Below are 14,627 nucleotides of genomic sequence, written 5' to 3' on the forward strand. Positions count from 1 at the left end.
GACCGCATGATCGGAATCGACATCGAATTACCCAGCGGTGCCCTGCTTCTCGGTGCAGACCGTGTCACAGGCTCCTCCGGCGGGACGCACCGTCATGTCTATCCCGGCACCGGTCGCGTGAACGCCGTCGTCGAGATCGCTGGTGCCGCGGAAGTCGACAGAGCGGTGGAGACGGCCACGCGGGCTCAGCGGACGTGGATGTCGTACCCGCCTGAACGGCGCCGCGATATCTTGTTCGACCTGGCCGATCTGATCGGCGAGCACCACGGCGAGTTCGCCCGGATCAACACCCACGACTACGGTGTGCCGACGTCGTTGGCCGCTACGTCCGTGCTGACCGAGCGGTTCTTCCGGTACTACGCCGGGTACATCGACAAAGCCGATGGCGCAAGCACTCCCGTGACGGGCAGCTTCGACCTCAACCTGGTGGAGCACGAACCGTACGGTGTCGTGGGCGTCATCGCGCCGTGGAACGGTGCCCTCGTGGTGATCGGGATGGCGGTCGCGCCTGCCCTCGCGGCGGGCAACGCCGTCGTCGTGAAGCCGTCGGAACTCGCGCCGCTGGCGGCTCTCCGGTTCGGCGAGCTGTGCCTCGAAGCCGGCTTGCCGGCCGGGCTCGTGAATGTGCTGCCGGCGGGCGCGGACGGCGGCGAGGCGCTGGTGCGGCACCCCGGAGTGGGCAAGATTCATTTCACGGGAGGCACTGCCACTGCCCGGAGAGTGCTGACCGCTGCCGCGGCGAACATCACGCCGGTGGTCGCCGAACTCGGGGGCACCGCTGCCGCCATCATCTTCGACGACGCCGATCTGGATGCCGCAGCGAGCCTGTCCGCGCATCAGGGGCCGATCATGCAGGCCGGTCAGAGTTGTGCCTGTAGCAGCCGAATCCTGGTTCACGACAACGTCTATGACGCCTTCCTGGACAAGTTCCTCGCCGCCGTCAGGCGGGCACCGATCGGCGACCCGCTGCGCTCCGACGTGCTCTTCGGCCCGGTGATCAACCAGGCCGCCGTCGACCGCATCCTCACGGCCATCGAGTCGGCGGTCACCGCAGGGTCCGGCGATCTGGTGCTGGGTGGCAAGCGCATCGGCGGCGAGCTGGCCTCGGGGTTCTACGTCGAGCCGACGGTGTTCGCGGACGTCGACAACCGTTCACCACTGGCCCAGCAGGAGACGTTCGGGCCTGTCGTGTCGGTGCTCCGGTTCCGCGACGACGCCGAGGCGGTGGCTCTGGCCAACGACACCCGGTACGGGCTCAACGCTTTCGTCCACACCACGAATCTGCAGCGCGCCCACACCGTGTCACGGCAGCTTCAGGCCGGCTCGATCTGGGTGAACAGCCGCAGCGACATCCAGCCCCAAAGCCCCTACGGCGGATACAAACACAGTGGCATCGGCCGGTCGGGCGGAATCGAAGGCCTCCGAGAGTTCCGTCAGACCAAGAACATCCGGATCAAAGTGTCGTGATCAGCCGGCCTCCAGCCGCGCGCGGACGGTCTCGAGCCGCTCCTGCAACTCGGCTTCACTGATGACGCCGCGGGCGACGAGCGAGTGGGCGAGCGAGACCAACTGGCTCTCGGGGTACGGCAGGCCCGCATACACCGTGGCGGAGAGGGCGTCCTCCTCGTCGCGACGTTCTTTGAAGCTGAGCACCTCGGTATCGCACGCCGAATGGTCGAGTGCGTCGCATAGACCGTCGAGGCTGGTTTTCCATGGGGGAACGGGGTTTTCGACGCCCCACTTGGCGGCCATGCGTGCCCAGACCTGGTCGCGCTCCACAATGTCCCGCAGCGGGGCGATGTCGCTCATCCGGCCGTCCCCGGGTGCATGGCCGGCCGCGTCGTCACGATTGCGTTGGTGGTGACGCCCGGCTTGGGCAGCGCCACGCCGATCAGGCAGTCACGCGTGATGATCTCGGCCAGTTGATCTTCGGTCCACCCATCGGTGCCTTCGGGGCGCATCGGCATCACCATGAACCGGTGCTTCTGGTTCGAGTCCTCGACGCGGACCTCGATGTCGTCGGGGAGGTAGAGCCCGAACTCGGCCAGCACCTGACGGGGCCAACGCACCAGGCGCCGCCGGTAATTGGGCGTGCGGTACCACTCCGGTGAGTTCCCCAGAATCGGCCGGGGGTAGCACGAGCACAGCGCGCAGACGATGACGTGATGCACCGTCGGGGTATCGGCGAGGATCTGGAACGCCACGAAATCGCTCGGTGTGCCGAAGCCGGTCGGCTCCAGCCAGTCGACGCCGACGGCCTTGCTGGCGGCCAGTGAATCGTTGACGGCGAGTTCGGCGAACTCGGGATCGAGCCACGCCCGTGCGACGAGCCGGGCCGCCGGGGTCGGGCCGATCTGCTCGGCGAACTCGGTGAACCGCCGATGCTCCTCGGCGGTGAAAATGCCTTTCTCGATGCACAATTCGCGCAGTGCGATCTCGAGGACCTCGAAGTCGGTGATCTCGTCGACCATGGGTTTCACGGTGCGGGCGTGATCGTGGTCATGATCATGGTGGTGATCGGAGCCTGGATCAGACATGCAAATCCTTTCTGGCAAGGGTGATTCGAGCTAGGTGGCCGCTTCCAGCCAGCGTTCGGGGATTTCGGTGCGCAAGGTGTCCTGCTTGGTGCCGGTGTAGTCGTGCCACAGCTCGGACTGGTTGAACTCGACGACGTAGAACCACTCGGGCGGCGCTTCGGGGATGTCCCAGGTTTCGTCCTCCGGTGCCGGGCTCTCGTAGGCGAGTACGGCGATCTTGCCGGTCGCGCCGCGCACGTATTCCGGCGTGCGGGTGTAGAAGATCACCGGCAGTTCGCGCACTCGCACAGCGTCACCGACCTTGAACTTCGGTGTCCCGGCCTTGCCGGCGTAAATCTGCGGATCCCCGATGCCCACGGCCTCGATGTGGTGCTTGTTGCGCTTGATGTTCGCGCCGTCGCCCTCGGATCTGGGCGTGGCTTCGAGGGTCTTGCCGTCGAGTCCGCCCTCGTAGCGCGCCTTGACCTCGGCCATCCGCTCCATGAGTTCGCCGAGGCTGATGTGGTGCTTCTCGATCAGGACCCGGGCGACCGACAGCAGCCAGCGGCCGTAATAGGGGAGACCCAGGTACTCTGCGCGGCCGACGTCGACGTTGCCGATGCGGCGGCGTTCCTCCGACAGCCAGATGCCGCGCCAGGCCAGCACCTCGCAGATGACGTACGTCATGTGTTCCCACAGTTCGTACTGCTTGTTGACGTACTCCATGGGCGCATCGGGCTCACCGCCGACGTCGTGCACGGGCTTCAGGTACGCCTGGATGCGGGCGGGGTCCAGCATGTCGGGGTAGGGAGCGTCGGGCAGCTCCGGATAGGACGATTTCAGGCGGGACACCAAGCCCAGTTGGGCTGCGCGCTCGGCCGCTGTGCTCATGACAGCTCCTCAGGTTGTGCATACGCCACAAACTGACGCGAGGGCCGGTCCGGCATCCAACACGTACTGAGGAACGAACGCACCCCCGCGTCCTGGCTCACATGACTACGTTTCGACCATATCCCCGCGTCGGCAGTTGCGTGCCGGTTTGCGCGCATTCGCCAAACGCATTGCCGCATAAACCGATTCGCACACCTTCGCGGGCGTGTGCAGGCGGCGCTGGCGACGGCCGGTCCGTCGGTCGGTGTCCCCGGCGCCGGCCGGCACCGGCCGGCCGAGTTCACCGAGATGAATGCCAGCAAATCATCTCTTTCCCCAACCGGCCTGACGTGTGATGCTGTGCTCGGCAGCCGCAGAGGAAGGCCGGGAGATGGACGTCAGCACGATCAGCGACGAGATGCGGGAACTGTTGGAGCGCGCGCTGGGCCCATTGCCTGATCCGTGCGATCTACCCCTGCCGCCCATGGGCCTGTCGGTCGAGGAGGAACGCGAGCAGCGTAAGCGCGACCTCGCCATCGCGTTCCGGGTGTTCGGCAAGTTGGGATTCTCCGAGGGCGTCGCAGGGCACATGACCGCCCGCGACCCGGAAAACCCGGATCTGTTCTGGGTCAACCCGTTTGGCATGAGTTTCAACCATATTCGCGTCAGCGACCTCATCTGCGTCGACCATCAGGGCCACGTCGTGCACGGCACGCGGCCGGTCAATGCAGCCGCGTTCACGATCCACGCGCAGGTGCACAACGCCCGGCCTGACGCGGTCGCCGCCGCCCACACGCACTCGCTGTACGGCAAGTCGTTCTCGGCCCTCGGCATCCCGCTCGAGCCCCTCACTCAGGACGCCTGCCCCTTCTACGAAGACCACGGTCTGTATCTCGATTACCGCGGCGTGGTTCTCGCGGAAGAAGAGGGCAAGAACATCGCCGCGGCAATCGGCAGCAACAAGGCCGCCATCCTGCGCAACCACGGACTGATCACCGTCGGCACCTCGGTCTCGGCGGCCGCCTGGTGGTTCGTCACGATGGAGCGATCGTGTCAGGCACAACTGCTGGCCATGGCTGCCGGGACGCCGACCGTCATCGACCACGACACCGCCAAACTGGTGCACAGCCAGATCGGCAGCGACATGGTCGCCTGGTTCCAGTTCCGGCCGCTGTGGGAGCAGATCGTCGCGAGCCAGCCGGACGTCTTCGACTGATGGGATTCTTCCCGGGGTTCACCGACGAGCGGTTGGCCGTCAACGGCGTCGAAATCCAGGCCGTCATCGGCGGCTCGGGCCCGCCGCTGTTGCTGCTCCACGGCGCACCGCAGTCCCACGTGATGTGGCACCACCTCGCGCCCCGATTGGCCGAGCGCTTCACCGTCGTCGCGACGGACCTGCGCGGGTACGGCGACAGCTCGAAACCACCCGGCGGCGGTGACCACGCCGACTACAGCTTCCGGACGATGGCGGCCGACCAGGTCGCGGTCATGAACCAGTTGGGGCACAACACCTTCGACGTGGTCGCCCACGATCGCGGTGCGCGCGTGACGCACCGGATGCTGCTCGACCATCCCGCGGCAGTCACCCGGGCCGCGCTGCTCGACATCGTCCCCACCAAGTACGTCTATGACCATGCCGACCGGGCCCTGGCCACCGCGTACTTCCACTGGTTCTTCTTCATCCAGCCGGCGCCGCTGCCCGAACTCATGATGGAGCCGAGCGCCGCACTGTTGCTCAAGGCGTTTCTCGGCGCCTTCGGCGGCACGGACTGTTACGACCCCGCGGCCATGGCCGAGTACGAGCGCTGTTTTGCCACGCCCGAGGCCATCCATGCCATGTGCGAGGACTACCGCGCCGCGGCGAGCATCGATCTGGTGCACGACGCCGTCGACGAGGGTCGAAAGGTCCAGTGCCCGCTGCTGGTCCTGTGGGGTACGCGTGGCGTCGTCGGCCAGCTCTATGAGCCGCTCGAGGTGTGGCGGCAGTACGCCGGCGACGTTCGGGGTCACGGCATCGACGCCGGCCACTTCCTGGCGGAAGAGCGCCCCGACGACACACTCGCGGCGTTGGCTGCATTCCTCGGCTGACCGTCGCGCCCAGCGTCTTCATATCAAGATCTGGGCTGATTCATGGCTGGGCCGTTCACTGTGGGCTCATGTCCACTACATCCCGTACCCGGCGCTACGGCGTCGTCACCCTCGCCGGATTCGCCGCGCTGTCCCTGGCGGCCTGCGGATCATCGAACACACCGTCGGCCGGTTCCAGTGCCGCCGCCAGTTCAGCGCCGTCGTCCGCGAGCCCGGCACCTGCGGCTCCCGGCGGTCCGGGCGGTAAAGACCGGCTGTCCGGGCTGGTCAACTCAGTTTCAGGCGGCACGGTATCGATCACCGGGAAAGACGGGCCGGGGACCGTGGACATCACGTCCTCGACGCGCATCACCCAGCTCGCCGCCGGCCAGCTGACCGACGTCACGGCCGGCGAGTGCGTCGCGGTCCGCCCGGTCAAGGGCAACGACACCGGGAACGCGGTGACTGCCGCCAACGTCCTCGTCGGGCAAGCGGGCAACGCGCAATGCGGTCAGAAGGGCGGAAAGCGCGAACACGGCATCAACGGCACAGTCGCCTCGGTGAACGGCAGCACGATCGTGGTCACCGACGCCGACAACGCGCAGATCACCGTGACGGTGACGCCCGATACCCGCTACACCAAGAGCTCCAGTGCCGACGCGAAGGCGATCGCCGCCGGGATGTGTCTGGGTGCGCGCGGCACCAAGGACGGTAACGGCGCCCTCCAGGCCACATTCGCCATGGTGCGGCCGGCCGTGAACGGGGCGTGTGGCGGCGGGGGTGGCGAGCACCAGCACCGCTGAGTCACTCCGGCGGCGCGAAGAACTCCAAGGCGATGCCGTCGGGGTCGCGGAAGCTCAGACCGGAGCCGTAGGGCGCGTCGACGACGCCGCCATGGGTGATGCCCAGCGCCTCGAGTTTGGCGGCCCAGTCGACGAGCTCGGCCCGGGAGGCGCAGCCGAAGCCGACGTGGTCGAGGCCGGCCCGGAACTCGCTGAACTGGCCCGGTTCGATGGCGCGGTCATGCTGGTGGATGCCGAACAGAGTGCCGCCGGGCAGTGCCCACACCAGATGCCGGTAGCCGGCGTCGGTGTGTTCGTCGAGCACCGGGTCCTCGCCGATCAGGTTGCGGTACCAGGGGCCGCTGACCGTCATATCGCTGACGGTGACCGCGACATGGTTCAGAGCTGCGAACGCCATGGGATGCCTCCTGATCGTGAATGTTGTTTCATACCACTGCTTTTCCGCGCCGGGCGCGGGACCGCATGTCCCACAGGTACAGCTGGTAGCCCAGCAGCCACACGTCGCGCGGGATCACCCGGTCGGCCAGCCGCAGCGCCGTCAGCAGCCGGTCGAACCAGCGCTCCTGGGTGGGTGTCCACGCCAGTTTCATGTGGGTGCGGAACTCGGCGGGCAGGAAGCCCGTCGTCGCGAACAGGTTGAACGGACCGGCCAGCTGCTGCAGCGGGATGGGCAGGAACGCCAGCGCCGCCACGCCGTGCAGGTGTTGGCGGACGGGCTCGTCGATCCGCAGCTCGTCGAGCGTGCGTTTCCAGTACTCGTCGAAGGCGACGCGGTCGGCCGGCCACATCCCCTCGCGCACCTGCAGCGTGGTGCCGAGGGTGCGGGCGTCCTGATAGATGGCGTCCGCGGCCGCGGGGCTGAGCGGGCCGTACAGGAACTCGTGCTGATCGACGTAGTAGCGGTACAGACACGACGCCACCCACAGCTGCAGCTTCGGGTCGAACGCGGTGTATTTCACCGGGCTCGACGCCGTCGACCGCACCAGCGCGTGCACCCGGTCCACTTCGCGGCGGATCAGGGCACGGTCGTCGTCGGTGCCGTACACCGCGGCCGCGAGATAGGTGCCGGTGGTGCGGGCGCGTTTGAACGGGTGCTTGTAGACGTTGCCGCTGTCGACGGGGCTCTCCAGCACGCCGTAACCCACCCCGGGCAGGGCCAGTTGCATGATCACGTTGGCCGCGGGCGCCAGCGCCGCCGCGGGGTTGATGAGGTCGACAACCCGCTTCGGATGCCGAGGTGGACCCAGCCGCATGATGGGAGAGTAAACCCTCTGTGAGACGCTGCCCGGCGTGTTTGACAGAAGCGCCCCGCGGGCGGCCGGTCTGGCGCTCGGCTACCTGGCCGATGTGTGCTGGGCCGACCCTCGCCGCGGCCATCCGGTAGCGCTGTTCGGCACGGCGGCCGCCGTCCTGGAACGGCGTACGTACAGCGACAATCGGCTGGCTGGGGCCGGCCACACCGCGGCGTTGCTGCTCGGGCTGAGCGCGCTGGGCGTCGGGCTGGAACGTGTCGCGCGGGGTCCGGTGGCGAAGATGCTGGTGACCGCCGCGGCGACCTACACCGTGCTCGGCGGGACGTCGCTGGCCCGGACCGGTGCGGACATGGCGGCGCGGCTCGAGCGCGACGATGTGGGTGCGGCCCGCGAGCTGCTGCCGTCTCTGTGCGGGCGGGATCCGTCGGCGCTGGACGCCGACGGGCTGGCCCGGGCCGCGCTGGAATCGGTCGCGGAGAACACCTCCGACGCACAGGTGGCACCGATCCTGTGGGGCGCGGTCGCCGGGGTGCCGGGCCTGCTGGTGTACCGCGGTGCCAACACCCTCGACGCGATGATCGGTCACCTCAACCCGCGTTACACCCGGTTCGGTTGGGCGGCAGCCCGATTCGACGACGTCCTCAACTACGTGCCGGCCCGCGTGACGGGGCTGTGCGTCATGGCGGCATCGCGCCGGCACGCCGCGGCGTGGCGGGCGTGGCGCGCCGACGCGCACAAGCACCCGAGCCCCAATGCCGGTGTCGCCGAAGCGTCCTTCGCCGGGGCGCTGGGCGTGCGCCTCGGGGGAGCGACGCAGTACGCGCACCGGCTGGAGATGCGGCCGACCCTGGGCGTCGGGCCCGCGCCGGTGCCCGCCGATCTGCGTCACGCGGTGCGACTGACCCGCCGGGTGCAGGCGCTGGCGACGGTGGTGGCCGTCGGGCTCAGCGGCGCCGGCCGTAGCGGTCGGCGAGCTTCTGCTCGGTCTTCTCCTCGGCGGTGAGTGGCGTGGCCGGTTCCTCGGGGTCGGGCCCGCCGGAAGTGTCGGTGCCCGAGCCGGATTGGGCCTTCTCCAGCCGGCGCTGCCGGATTTCGGCCATCACGAAGTAGCCCAGCCCGATCGGCGCGACGATGCCGAACGCGATCCACTGGATGCCGTACGACAGGAACGGGCCGGCATCCAGGTGGGGAAGCGCGATGACCCCGAGACCGCCCGGTTGGCCGTCGACGAGCTGTAGGTACTCCGCGGTCAGCGGCACGCCGGTCAGCTGCGAAATCTGGGTCGGGCTGATCGAGTACACCTGCTGGATGCCGTCCTGCTTGAACGGTTCCTTGCCCGACATGATCGGCTCGGCGTCCCGCAGCCGCCCGGTGATCGTGACCGTCCCCGGCGGCGGCGCGGCGAAGGGTGGCACGCCCGGACCGTCGCCCTGCTTCACGTAGCCGCGGTTGACCAGCACCGTCGGGCCGCCGTCGACCGCGAACGGGGTGAGCACCTCATAGGACGGGTCGCCGTCATCGGTCCGCAGCCGGACCAGCACCTGCGCCTCGGGGCGGTAGTGGCCCGTCGCCGTCAGCCGCCGCCACTGCGCGTCCGGGTCTGACGAATCCTGGTGCGGCAGGACCGAGATCAGGGGCGCGGGTTCGGTGTTCAGCGACGACGCGATCTGGTTGTTCTCCCGCGAGGTGCGGGTGTTCTTGCCCAGCTGCCACGGCGCGAGAACCGTGAAGCACAGGTAGGCGAACGCGATCACCACGACGAACAGCGCCAGCCACTGCGGCCGGAGCAGGAACCCGAGCCGGCGCATCAGTCGCCTCGCTCCGCCAGCTGCTTGTCGACCCAGTCGTGCAGGCCCGGCAGCGCGGCCTCGATGACCGCGAAGGTCTCCTCGAAATCGTCGATGCCGCCGTAGTACGGGTCTTCGACGTCCAGGGCGTGGGCGCCCGAACGCGGGTCGAACGAGCGCATCATCCGGACCCGGTCCGGGTCGGCGCCCAGGTCGCTCAGGATGCGGGTGTGGTTGCGGCCCATGGGAACGATCATGTCGGCGGCGAGATGGTCGTCGTCGATCGCCGCGGCGGCGTGCGCGGTGGGGTAGCCGTGCGCGCGCAGCACCCGCTCGGCGCGGCTGTCGGCCGGGTCACCCGCGTGCCAGCCGCCGGTGCCGGCGCTGGTCACCCGGACCAGGTCGGCCAGCCCGCGCTCGTTGATCTGGTGGGCGAACATCTTCTCGGCCATCGGCGACCGGCAGATGTTGCCCGAACAGATGAACGTCACGTGCACGGGGTCAGACACCCAGCACCTCCCGTAGCTCGGCGACGGTGGCGACCCGCCGGACCGTCGAATCGTCGGCGAAATCGGTTGCGCCGTAACCCCAGTCGACGACGACGGTGTCGATGCCGTGGTGCGCGGCGCCATGCACGTCGTGCGACCGGTCGCCGACCATCAGCACCTGTTCGGGTACCGGGGCCAGCTGGGCGAGGGCATGGGCGACGACATCGGCCTTGGCTGACCGGGTGCCGTCCACGCTGGCGCCGGCGACGACCTCGAAGTGCTCGTGGATACCGAAGTGCTCGACGATGCGCCGGGCGGTCGGTTCGGCCTTCGACGTCGCGACGGCCAGGCGCACTCCCGCGGCCCGCAGGTCCGCCAGGAGATCCTCGATGCCGTCGAACATGCGGTTCATGGACCAGCCGCGGGTGGTGTAGTCGGCGCGGTAGGCGGCGATGGCGTCGGCGGCCTTCTCGCCGAGGCCCAGCGAGCCCAGCGTCACGTGCATCGGCGGGCCGACGATCCGTTCCACGAGGTCACCGTCGGGGATGTCGGCGCCGACAGCGCCGAGCGCATGACGGAAGCTGGCGACGATGCCCTCGGCGGAGTCGGTCAGCGTCCCGTCGAGGTCGAATAGCACCAACTGCGGGGTCACGGTGTCATTGTCCCTGATGTGTCTGGCCGCCTGCGCCGCGCATTAGGGTCTACCTGTGGAACTCGGGGCGCGCTATCACGGCGATCAGGCGGTGGCGCCCGGCATGCTCGACTTCGCGGTGAACGTCCGCGGCGCCGGTCCGCCGCAGTGGCTGGCCGACCGCCTCGCGGCCCGGCTGGCCGAACTGGGCAGTTATCCGGCCTCCGCCGACGTGGCTGCAGCCCAAGCGGCCGTGGCGGCCCGGCACGGCCGTGACCTCGACGAAGTGGCGCTGCTGGCGGGCGGCGCCGAGGGTTTTGCGCTGCTCCCGTTGCTGCAGCCCAGCCTGGCGGCGCTCATCGCGCCGTCGTTCACCGAGCCGCAAGCCGTCTTCGACGCCGCCGGCGTGCCCGTCGCGCACGTGGTGCTGGACGCGCCGTTCCGGCTGTCCGGCGCGGCGGTGCCGGCGGACGCGGACCTCGTGGTTGTGGGCAATCCCACCAATCCGACCGGCGTCCTGCACCGCCGCGACGAGATTCTGGCGCTGCGGGCACCCGGTCGCATCGTCGTCGTCGACGAGGCCTTCGCCGACGCGGTGCCCGGTGAACCGGAGTCGCTGGCCGGGCGGTCGCTGCCCGACGTCGTGGTGCTGCGCAGCCTGACCAAGACGTGGTCGCTGGCCGGGCTGCGGGTCGGCTACGCGCTGGGCGCGCCCGAGGTGCTGGCGCGGCTGACGGCGCAGCGGCCGCACTGGCCGCTGGGCACGCTGCAGTTGGAGGCGTTGACGGGGTGCAGCACGCCGGCCGCGGTCGCCGAGGCCGAGGCCGGGGCGCGCCGGTTGGCCGACCTGCGGGCCGAGATGGCGGCGGGTCTGACGGCGGCGGGTTTCGCGGTGGCCGACGGTGCCGCACCCTTCGTGTTGTTCTCGGTGCCGGACGCCGAGCTGGCCCGGAAGCACCTGGCGGAGAAGGGGATTGCGGTGCGCCGCTGCGACACGTTCGTCGGCCTGCCCGGCGGCTACCTGCGCGCCGCGGTCCGCCCGGAATGGCCGGTCCTCGTCGAAGCCCTACAGGAGGTGCCCTGGTGAGTGTGCCGCTGCGTGACGTCATCGCCGCGCTGGACCGCGCCTACCCGCCGGCGCTCGCGCACAGCTGGGACTCCGTGGGCCTGGTGTGCGGTGACCCGTCCGAGGCCGTGGAGTCGGTGACCGTCGCGGTCGACGCCACCGCGGCCGTCGCCGCGTCGGTGCCCGAGGGCGGACTGCTGCTGGCGCACCATCCGCTGCTGCTGCGCGGCGTCGACACCGTGGCCGCCGACACCGGCAAGGGCGCCCTGATCCACTCGCTGATCCGCCGCGGCGCGGCGCTGTTCAGCGCGCACACCAATGCCGATGCGGCCGCGCCCGGGGTGTCGGACGCCCTCGCCGAGGCACTGGGCCTGCAGGTCGAGGGTGTGCTCGACCCCGCCGAGGCGCGCGCTGACCTGGACAAATGGGTCGTGTTCGTGCCGCACGTGAACGCCGACGCGGTGCGGGACGCGATGTTCGCCGCCGGTGGCGGCCAGATCGGCGACTACTCGCACTGCAGCTGGGCGACCATGGGCGTAGGCCAGTTCCTGCCGCACGAGGGCGCGACACCGACCATCGGCATGGTCGGCGCCATCGAGCAGGTCGCCGAGGACCGCGTCGAGGTGATCGCGCCGTCCCGGCTGCGGCGGGCGGTGCTGACGGCGATGCGCGCGGCGCACCCCTATGAGGAACCGGCGTTCGACGTGCTCACGCTGGCGCCGCTGCCGTCGGACGTCGGGATCGGGCGCATCTGCTCGTTGCCGGAGCCGGAACCGTTGTCGGCCTTCGCGTCCCGCGTCGCGCGCGGCCTGCCCACCACATCGTGGGGGGTACGGGCAGCGGGCGATCCGGACGCCCTGGTGTCACGCGTCGCGGTCTGCGGGGGCGCCGGCGACTCGCTGCTGGGCGCGGTGACGAGGTCGGGAGTCGATGTCTACGTGACGTCCGATCTGCGCCATCATCCCGCCGACGAGCACCGCCGCGCATCGGACGTGGCGCTGGTCGATGTAGCGCATTGGGCGAGTGAATTTCCGTGGTGCGAGCAGGCCGCCGGGGTCTTGCGTGCACAATTCGGTGATGCGTTGCCGGTGCGGGTCAGCCAGATCCGTACCGACCCCTGGAACGTCGAGATAACCTGCTGAGAGACGTGAAGATGAAAGCTGAAGTGTCGCAACAACGTTTGTTGCTCGAGGTGGCCGAAGTGGACGCCGCGCTGACCCGCCTGACGCACCGGTCGACGCACCTGGTCGAGCAGCAGCGCTTCGACGCCGTGCAGGCAGAGCACCGCGAGGCCAACGATCGGTTGGCGGCGCTGAGCATCGCTGTCGAGGATTTGGACGCGCAGATCGCCAAGTTCGAGTCCGAGATCGACGCCGTGCGTCAGCGTGAGGCCCGTGACCAGAAGCTGATGGACAGTGGTTCGGTCGGCGCCAAGCAGGTGGCCGAACTGCAGCACGAGCTCGAGACGCTGCAGCGCCGGCAGGCCGCTCTCGAGGAGCAGCAGCTGGAGATCATGGAGCGTCGCGAAGAGCTGCAGGGCGAGCGGAACGAGGAACTGGCTCTCATCGACGCGCTGCAAGGTGATCTGACCTCGGCGCAGGTCGAGCGCGACCAGGCGCTGGTGTCCATCGACGAATCGCGGAAGGTGGCGACCGACCGCCGCGCGGCGCTGCTGGGTTCGGTGGCCCCGGAACTGGCCGAGATGTACGAGAAGCAGCGCAAGCAGGGCGGTGCCGGCGCGGGCCTGCTGCAGGGCAGCCGCTGTGGCGCCTGCCGCATCGACCTGGATCGTGGTGAGCTGTCCCGGGTTTCGGCGGCCGCGCCCGACGATGTGCTGCGTTGCCCCGAGTGCGGGGCGATTCTGGTGCGGGTCAAGGACTTCCGTGCGGGAGAAACCGGTCTGTGAGAGTTCTGGTCGAGGCCGATGGTGGGTCGCGCGGCAATCCGGGACCCGCGGGCTATGGCGCCGTGGTGTTTTCGGATGACCGGGCCGAGGTGCTGGCCGAGAGCAGCGCGTCCATCGGCGTGGCGACCAACAACGTCGCCGAGTACCGGGGTCTGATCGCGGGGCTGGAGGCCGCGGCCGCTCTCGACGCCGATGACGTTGCGGTGTCGATGGATTCGAAGCTGGTGGTCGAGCAGATGTCGGGCCGCTGGCAGGTCAAGCACCCCGACCTGATCGCGCTGAACCGCGAGGCGGTGGCGCTGGCCCGGCGGTTCGGGCGGGTGAGCTACACGTGGATTCCGCGGGCGCAGAACTCGCACGCCGACCGGTTGGCCAACGAGGCCATGGACGCTGCGTCGGCATCGGTGGCGGCTCCGGTGGCGGCTCCGGTGTCGGTGGCTCAGCCGGCGCCGAAAGCTGCTGCGGCACAACCAGCCGCGCCCGGATGGACCGGCGCCGTGGGTGCGCCGACCCGGTTCCTGCTGCTGCGCCACGGGCAGACCGAGCTATCAGTGCACCGCCGTTACTCGGGCCGGGGCAACCCTCCGCTCACCGAATTGGGGCGTGAGCAGGCCGCGGCGGCCGCGGCGTATGTCGCTGGTATCGACGGCATTTCGGCCGTCATCAGCTCTCCGCTGCAGCGCGCACTGGACACCGCGAAGGCGGCGGCGAATGCGCTCGGCCTTGACGTCACCGTGGACGACGACCTCATCGAGACCGACTTCGGTGCCTGGGAAGGGCTGACCTTCCGCGAAGCGGCCGAACGGGATCCGGAGTTGCACGGCCGCTGGCTGGGGGACACCAGCGTGGCGCCACCCGGTGGCGAGAGCTTCGATTCGGTGACCCACCGGATTCGGCGGGCCCGCAACCGGATCATCGCCGAGCACGGCGCGACAACGGTACTCGTGGTCTCGCACGTGACTCCGATCAAGACCATCCTGCGCCAGGCGCTCGATGCCGGGCCCGGCATTCTGTACCGCCTGCACCTGGATCTGGCGTCACTGAGCATCGCCGAGTTCTTCGGTGACGGCGGTTCCGCCGTGCGACTGGTCAATCAGACCGCATACCTGTAGTCGGCGCTGTTTGCTGGGGAACCGTCAGCTTGTTCCCAGGTTTGTTGCGTCAGGACATAGCCGGGCGGTTGGTTCGGGTTTTTTCGTCGGTTGCGGACATAGTTAGACAGCTGTCGCCCGCGCAGAAT

The 14,627-nt window shown here is 69.2% G+C and carries 17 protein-coding genes; 9 read left to right on the forward strand and 8 right to left on the reverse strand.

Annotated elements, in window-relative coordinates; translation table 11 throughout:
* Positions 1 to 6: 6 nt before the first annotated feature.
* The gene (locus ACJH6H_RS12820) at positions 7 to 1,467 is read left to right on the forward strand and encodes an aldehyde dehydrogenase family protein (protein ID WP_406774985.1); all 1,461 of its coding nucleotides are present in this window, start codon (positions 7 to 9) and stop codon (positions 1,465 to 1,467) included.
* Here ACJH6H_RS12820 and ACJH6H_RS12825 read toward each other — a convergent pair whose 3' ends face one another.
* The 3 genes from ACJH6H_RS12825 to ACJH6H_RS12835 are packed head-to-tail and all read right to left on the reverse strand — an operon-like array spanning position 1,468 to position 3,407.
* The gene (locus ACJH6H_RS12825; RefSeq protein WP_406774986.1) at positions 1,468 to 1,809 is read right to left on the reverse strand and encodes a thiocyanate hydrolase; all 342 of its coding nucleotides are present in this window, start codon (positions 1,807 to 1,809) and stop codon (positions 1,468 to 1,470) included. It abuts the gene before it with no gap.
* The gene (scnC, locus tag ACJH6H_RS12830; protein WP_406774987.1) at positions 1,806 to 2,537 is read right to left on the reverse strand and encodes a thiocyanate hydrolase subunit gamma; all 732 of its coding nucleotides are present in this window, start codon (positions 2,535 to 2,537) and stop codon (positions 1,806 to 1,808) included. The genes ACJH6H_RS12825 and scnC overlap by 4 nt, the downstream gene beginning before the upstream one ends.
* 30 nt (positions 2,538 to 2,567) lie before the next feature.
* Positions 2,568 to 3,407, reverse strand: coding sequence for an SH3-like domain-containing protein (locus tag ACJH6H_RS12835; protein WP_406774988.1), 840 nt, complete (start codon positions 3,405 to 3,407; stop codon positions 2,568 to 2,570).
* 397 nt (positions 3,408 to 3,804) lie between these two features.
* On the opposite strand from ACJH6H_RS12835, the gene ACJH6H_RS12840 reads away from it, so the two are divergent.
* The 3 genes from ACJH6H_RS12840 to ACJH6H_RS12850 all read left to right on the forward strand — a co-directional run bounded on the left by ACJH6H_RS12840 (position 3,805) and on the right by ACJH6H_RS12850 (position 6,256).
* Positions 3,805 to 4,602: a class II aldolase/adducin family protein gene (locus ACJH6H_RS12840; protein WP_371824563.1), complete on the forward strand. Its 798-nt coding sequence runs from the start codon at positions 3,805 to 3,807 to the stop codon at positions 4,600 to 4,602.
* Positions 4,602 to 5,474, forward strand: coding sequence for an alpha/beta fold hydrolase (locus ACJH6H_RS12845; RefSeq protein ID WP_212812145.1), 873 nt, complete (start codon positions 4,602 to 4,604; stop codon positions 5,472 to 5,474). The genes ACJH6H_RS12840 and ACJH6H_RS12845 overlap by 1 nt, the downstream gene beginning before the upstream one ends.
* A 68-nt stretch (positions 5,475 to 5,542) precedes the next feature.
* A complete protein-coding gene (locus ACJH6H_RS12850; RefSeq protein ID WP_212812144.1) occupies positions 5,543 to 6,256 on the forward strand; it encodes a DUF5666 domain-containing protein in 714 nt (237 codons plus the stop codon).
* Between the two features lies 1 nt (position 6,257).
* Here ACJH6H_RS12850 and ACJH6H_RS12855 read toward each other — a convergent pair whose 3' ends face one another.
* Both ACJH6H_RS12855 and ACJH6H_RS12860 read right to left on the reverse strand, forming a co-directional pair.
* The gene (locus ACJH6H_RS12855; protein WP_138248555.1) at positions 6,258 to 6,653 is read right to left on the reverse strand and encodes a VOC family protein; all 396 of its coding nucleotides are present in this window, start codon (positions 6,651 to 6,653) and stop codon (positions 6,258 to 6,260) included.
* Between the two features lie 28 nt (positions 6,654 to 6,681).
* Positions 6,682 to 7,509 carry an oxygenase MpaB family protein gene (locus ACJH6H_RS12860; protein WP_406774989.1) on the reverse strand — a complete coding sequence of 276 codons (828 nt, stop codon included), beginning with the start codon at positions 7,507 to 7,509 and terminating at the stop codon, positions 6,682 to 6,684.
* A gap of 37 nt (positions 7,510 to 7,546) precedes the next feature.
* Here ACJH6H_RS12860 and ACJH6H_RS12865 point away from each other — a divergent pair, with 37 nt between their 5' ends.
* On the forward strand, positions 7,547 to 8,512 hold the full coding sequence (locus ACJH6H_RS12865) for a cobalamin biosynthesis protein (protein WP_406774990.1): 966 nt from the start codon (positions 7,547 to 7,549) through the stop codon (positions 8,510 to 8,512).
* Here ACJH6H_RS12865 and ACJH6H_RS12870 read toward each other — a convergent pair.
* From ACJH6H_RS12870 to ACJH6H_RS12880, 3 genes are read right to left on the reverse strand one after another with little or no spacing between them, the layout of a single operon-like run.
* A complete protein-coding gene (locus tag ACJH6H_RS12870; protein ID WP_406774991.1) occupies positions 8,454 to 9,317 on the reverse strand; it encodes an SURF1 family protein in 864 nt (287 codons plus the stop codon). The two genes, ACJH6H_RS12865 and ACJH6H_RS12870, sit on opposite strands and share 59 nt — an antisense overlap.
* The gene (locus tag ACJH6H_RS12875; RefSeq protein WP_212812139.1) at positions 9,317 to 9,805 is read right to left on the reverse strand and encodes a low molecular weight protein-tyrosine-phosphatase; all 489 of its coding nucleotides are present in this window, start codon (positions 9,803 to 9,805) and stop codon (positions 9,317 to 9,319) included. Before ACJH6H_RS12875 ends, ACJH6H_RS12870 begins: the two co-directional genes overlap by 1 nt.
* The gene (locus tag ACJH6H_RS12880; RefSeq protein ID WP_212812138.1) at positions 9,798 to 10,436 is read right to left on the reverse strand and encodes an HAD-IA family hydrolase; all 639 of its coding nucleotides are present in this window, start codon (positions 10,434 to 10,436) and stop codon (positions 9,798 to 9,800) included. The genes ACJH6H_RS12875 and ACJH6H_RS12880 overlap by 8 nt, the downstream gene beginning before the upstream one ends.
* A gap of 55 nt (positions 10,437 to 10,491) precedes the next feature.
* Here ACJH6H_RS12880 and cobC point away from each other — a divergent pair, with 55 nt between their 5' ends.
* The 4 genes from cobC to ACJH6H_RS12900 are packed head-to-tail and all read left to right on the forward strand — an operon-like array spanning position 10,492 to position 14,499.
* Positions 10,492 to 11,502 carry an Rv2231c family pyridoxal phosphate-dependent protein CobC gene (cobC, locus tag ACJH6H_RS12885; protein WP_212812137.1) on the forward strand — a complete coding sequence of 337 codons (1,011 nt, stop codon included), beginning with the start codon at positions 10,492 to 10,494 and terminating at the stop codon, positions 11,500 to 11,502.
* Positions 11,499 to 12,623: a Nif3-like dinuclear metal center hexameric protein gene (locus ACJH6H_RS12890; protein WP_212812136.1), complete on the forward strand. Its 1,125-nt coding sequence runs from the start codon at positions 11,499 to 11,501 to the stop codon at positions 12,621 to 12,623. Before cobC ends, ACJH6H_RS12890 begins: the two co-directional genes overlap by 4 nt.
* 11 nt (positions 12,624 to 12,634) lie before the next feature.
* Complete coding sequence (locus tag ACJH6H_RS12895) at positions 12,635 to 13,387, forward strand: zinc ribbon domain-containing protein (protein ID WP_406775020.1); 753 nt, start codon at positions 12,635 to 12,637, stop codon at positions 13,385 to 13,387.
* Positions 13,384 to 14,499, forward strand: a complete 1,116-nt coding sequence (locus tag ACJH6H_RS12900; protein ID WP_406774992.1) for a bifunctional RNase H/acid phosphatase — start codon at positions 13,384 to 13,386, stop codon at positions 14,497 to 14,499. The genes ACJH6H_RS12895 and ACJH6H_RS12900 overlap by 4 nt, the downstream gene beginning before the upstream one ends.
* Positions 14,500 to 14,627: the final 128 nt, after the last annotated feature.

This window comes from Mycobacterium sp. SMC-21, from assembly GCF_045310825.1.
Lineage (GTDB): Bacteria > Actinomycetota > Actinomycetes > Mycobacteriales > Mycobacteriaceae > Mycobacterium.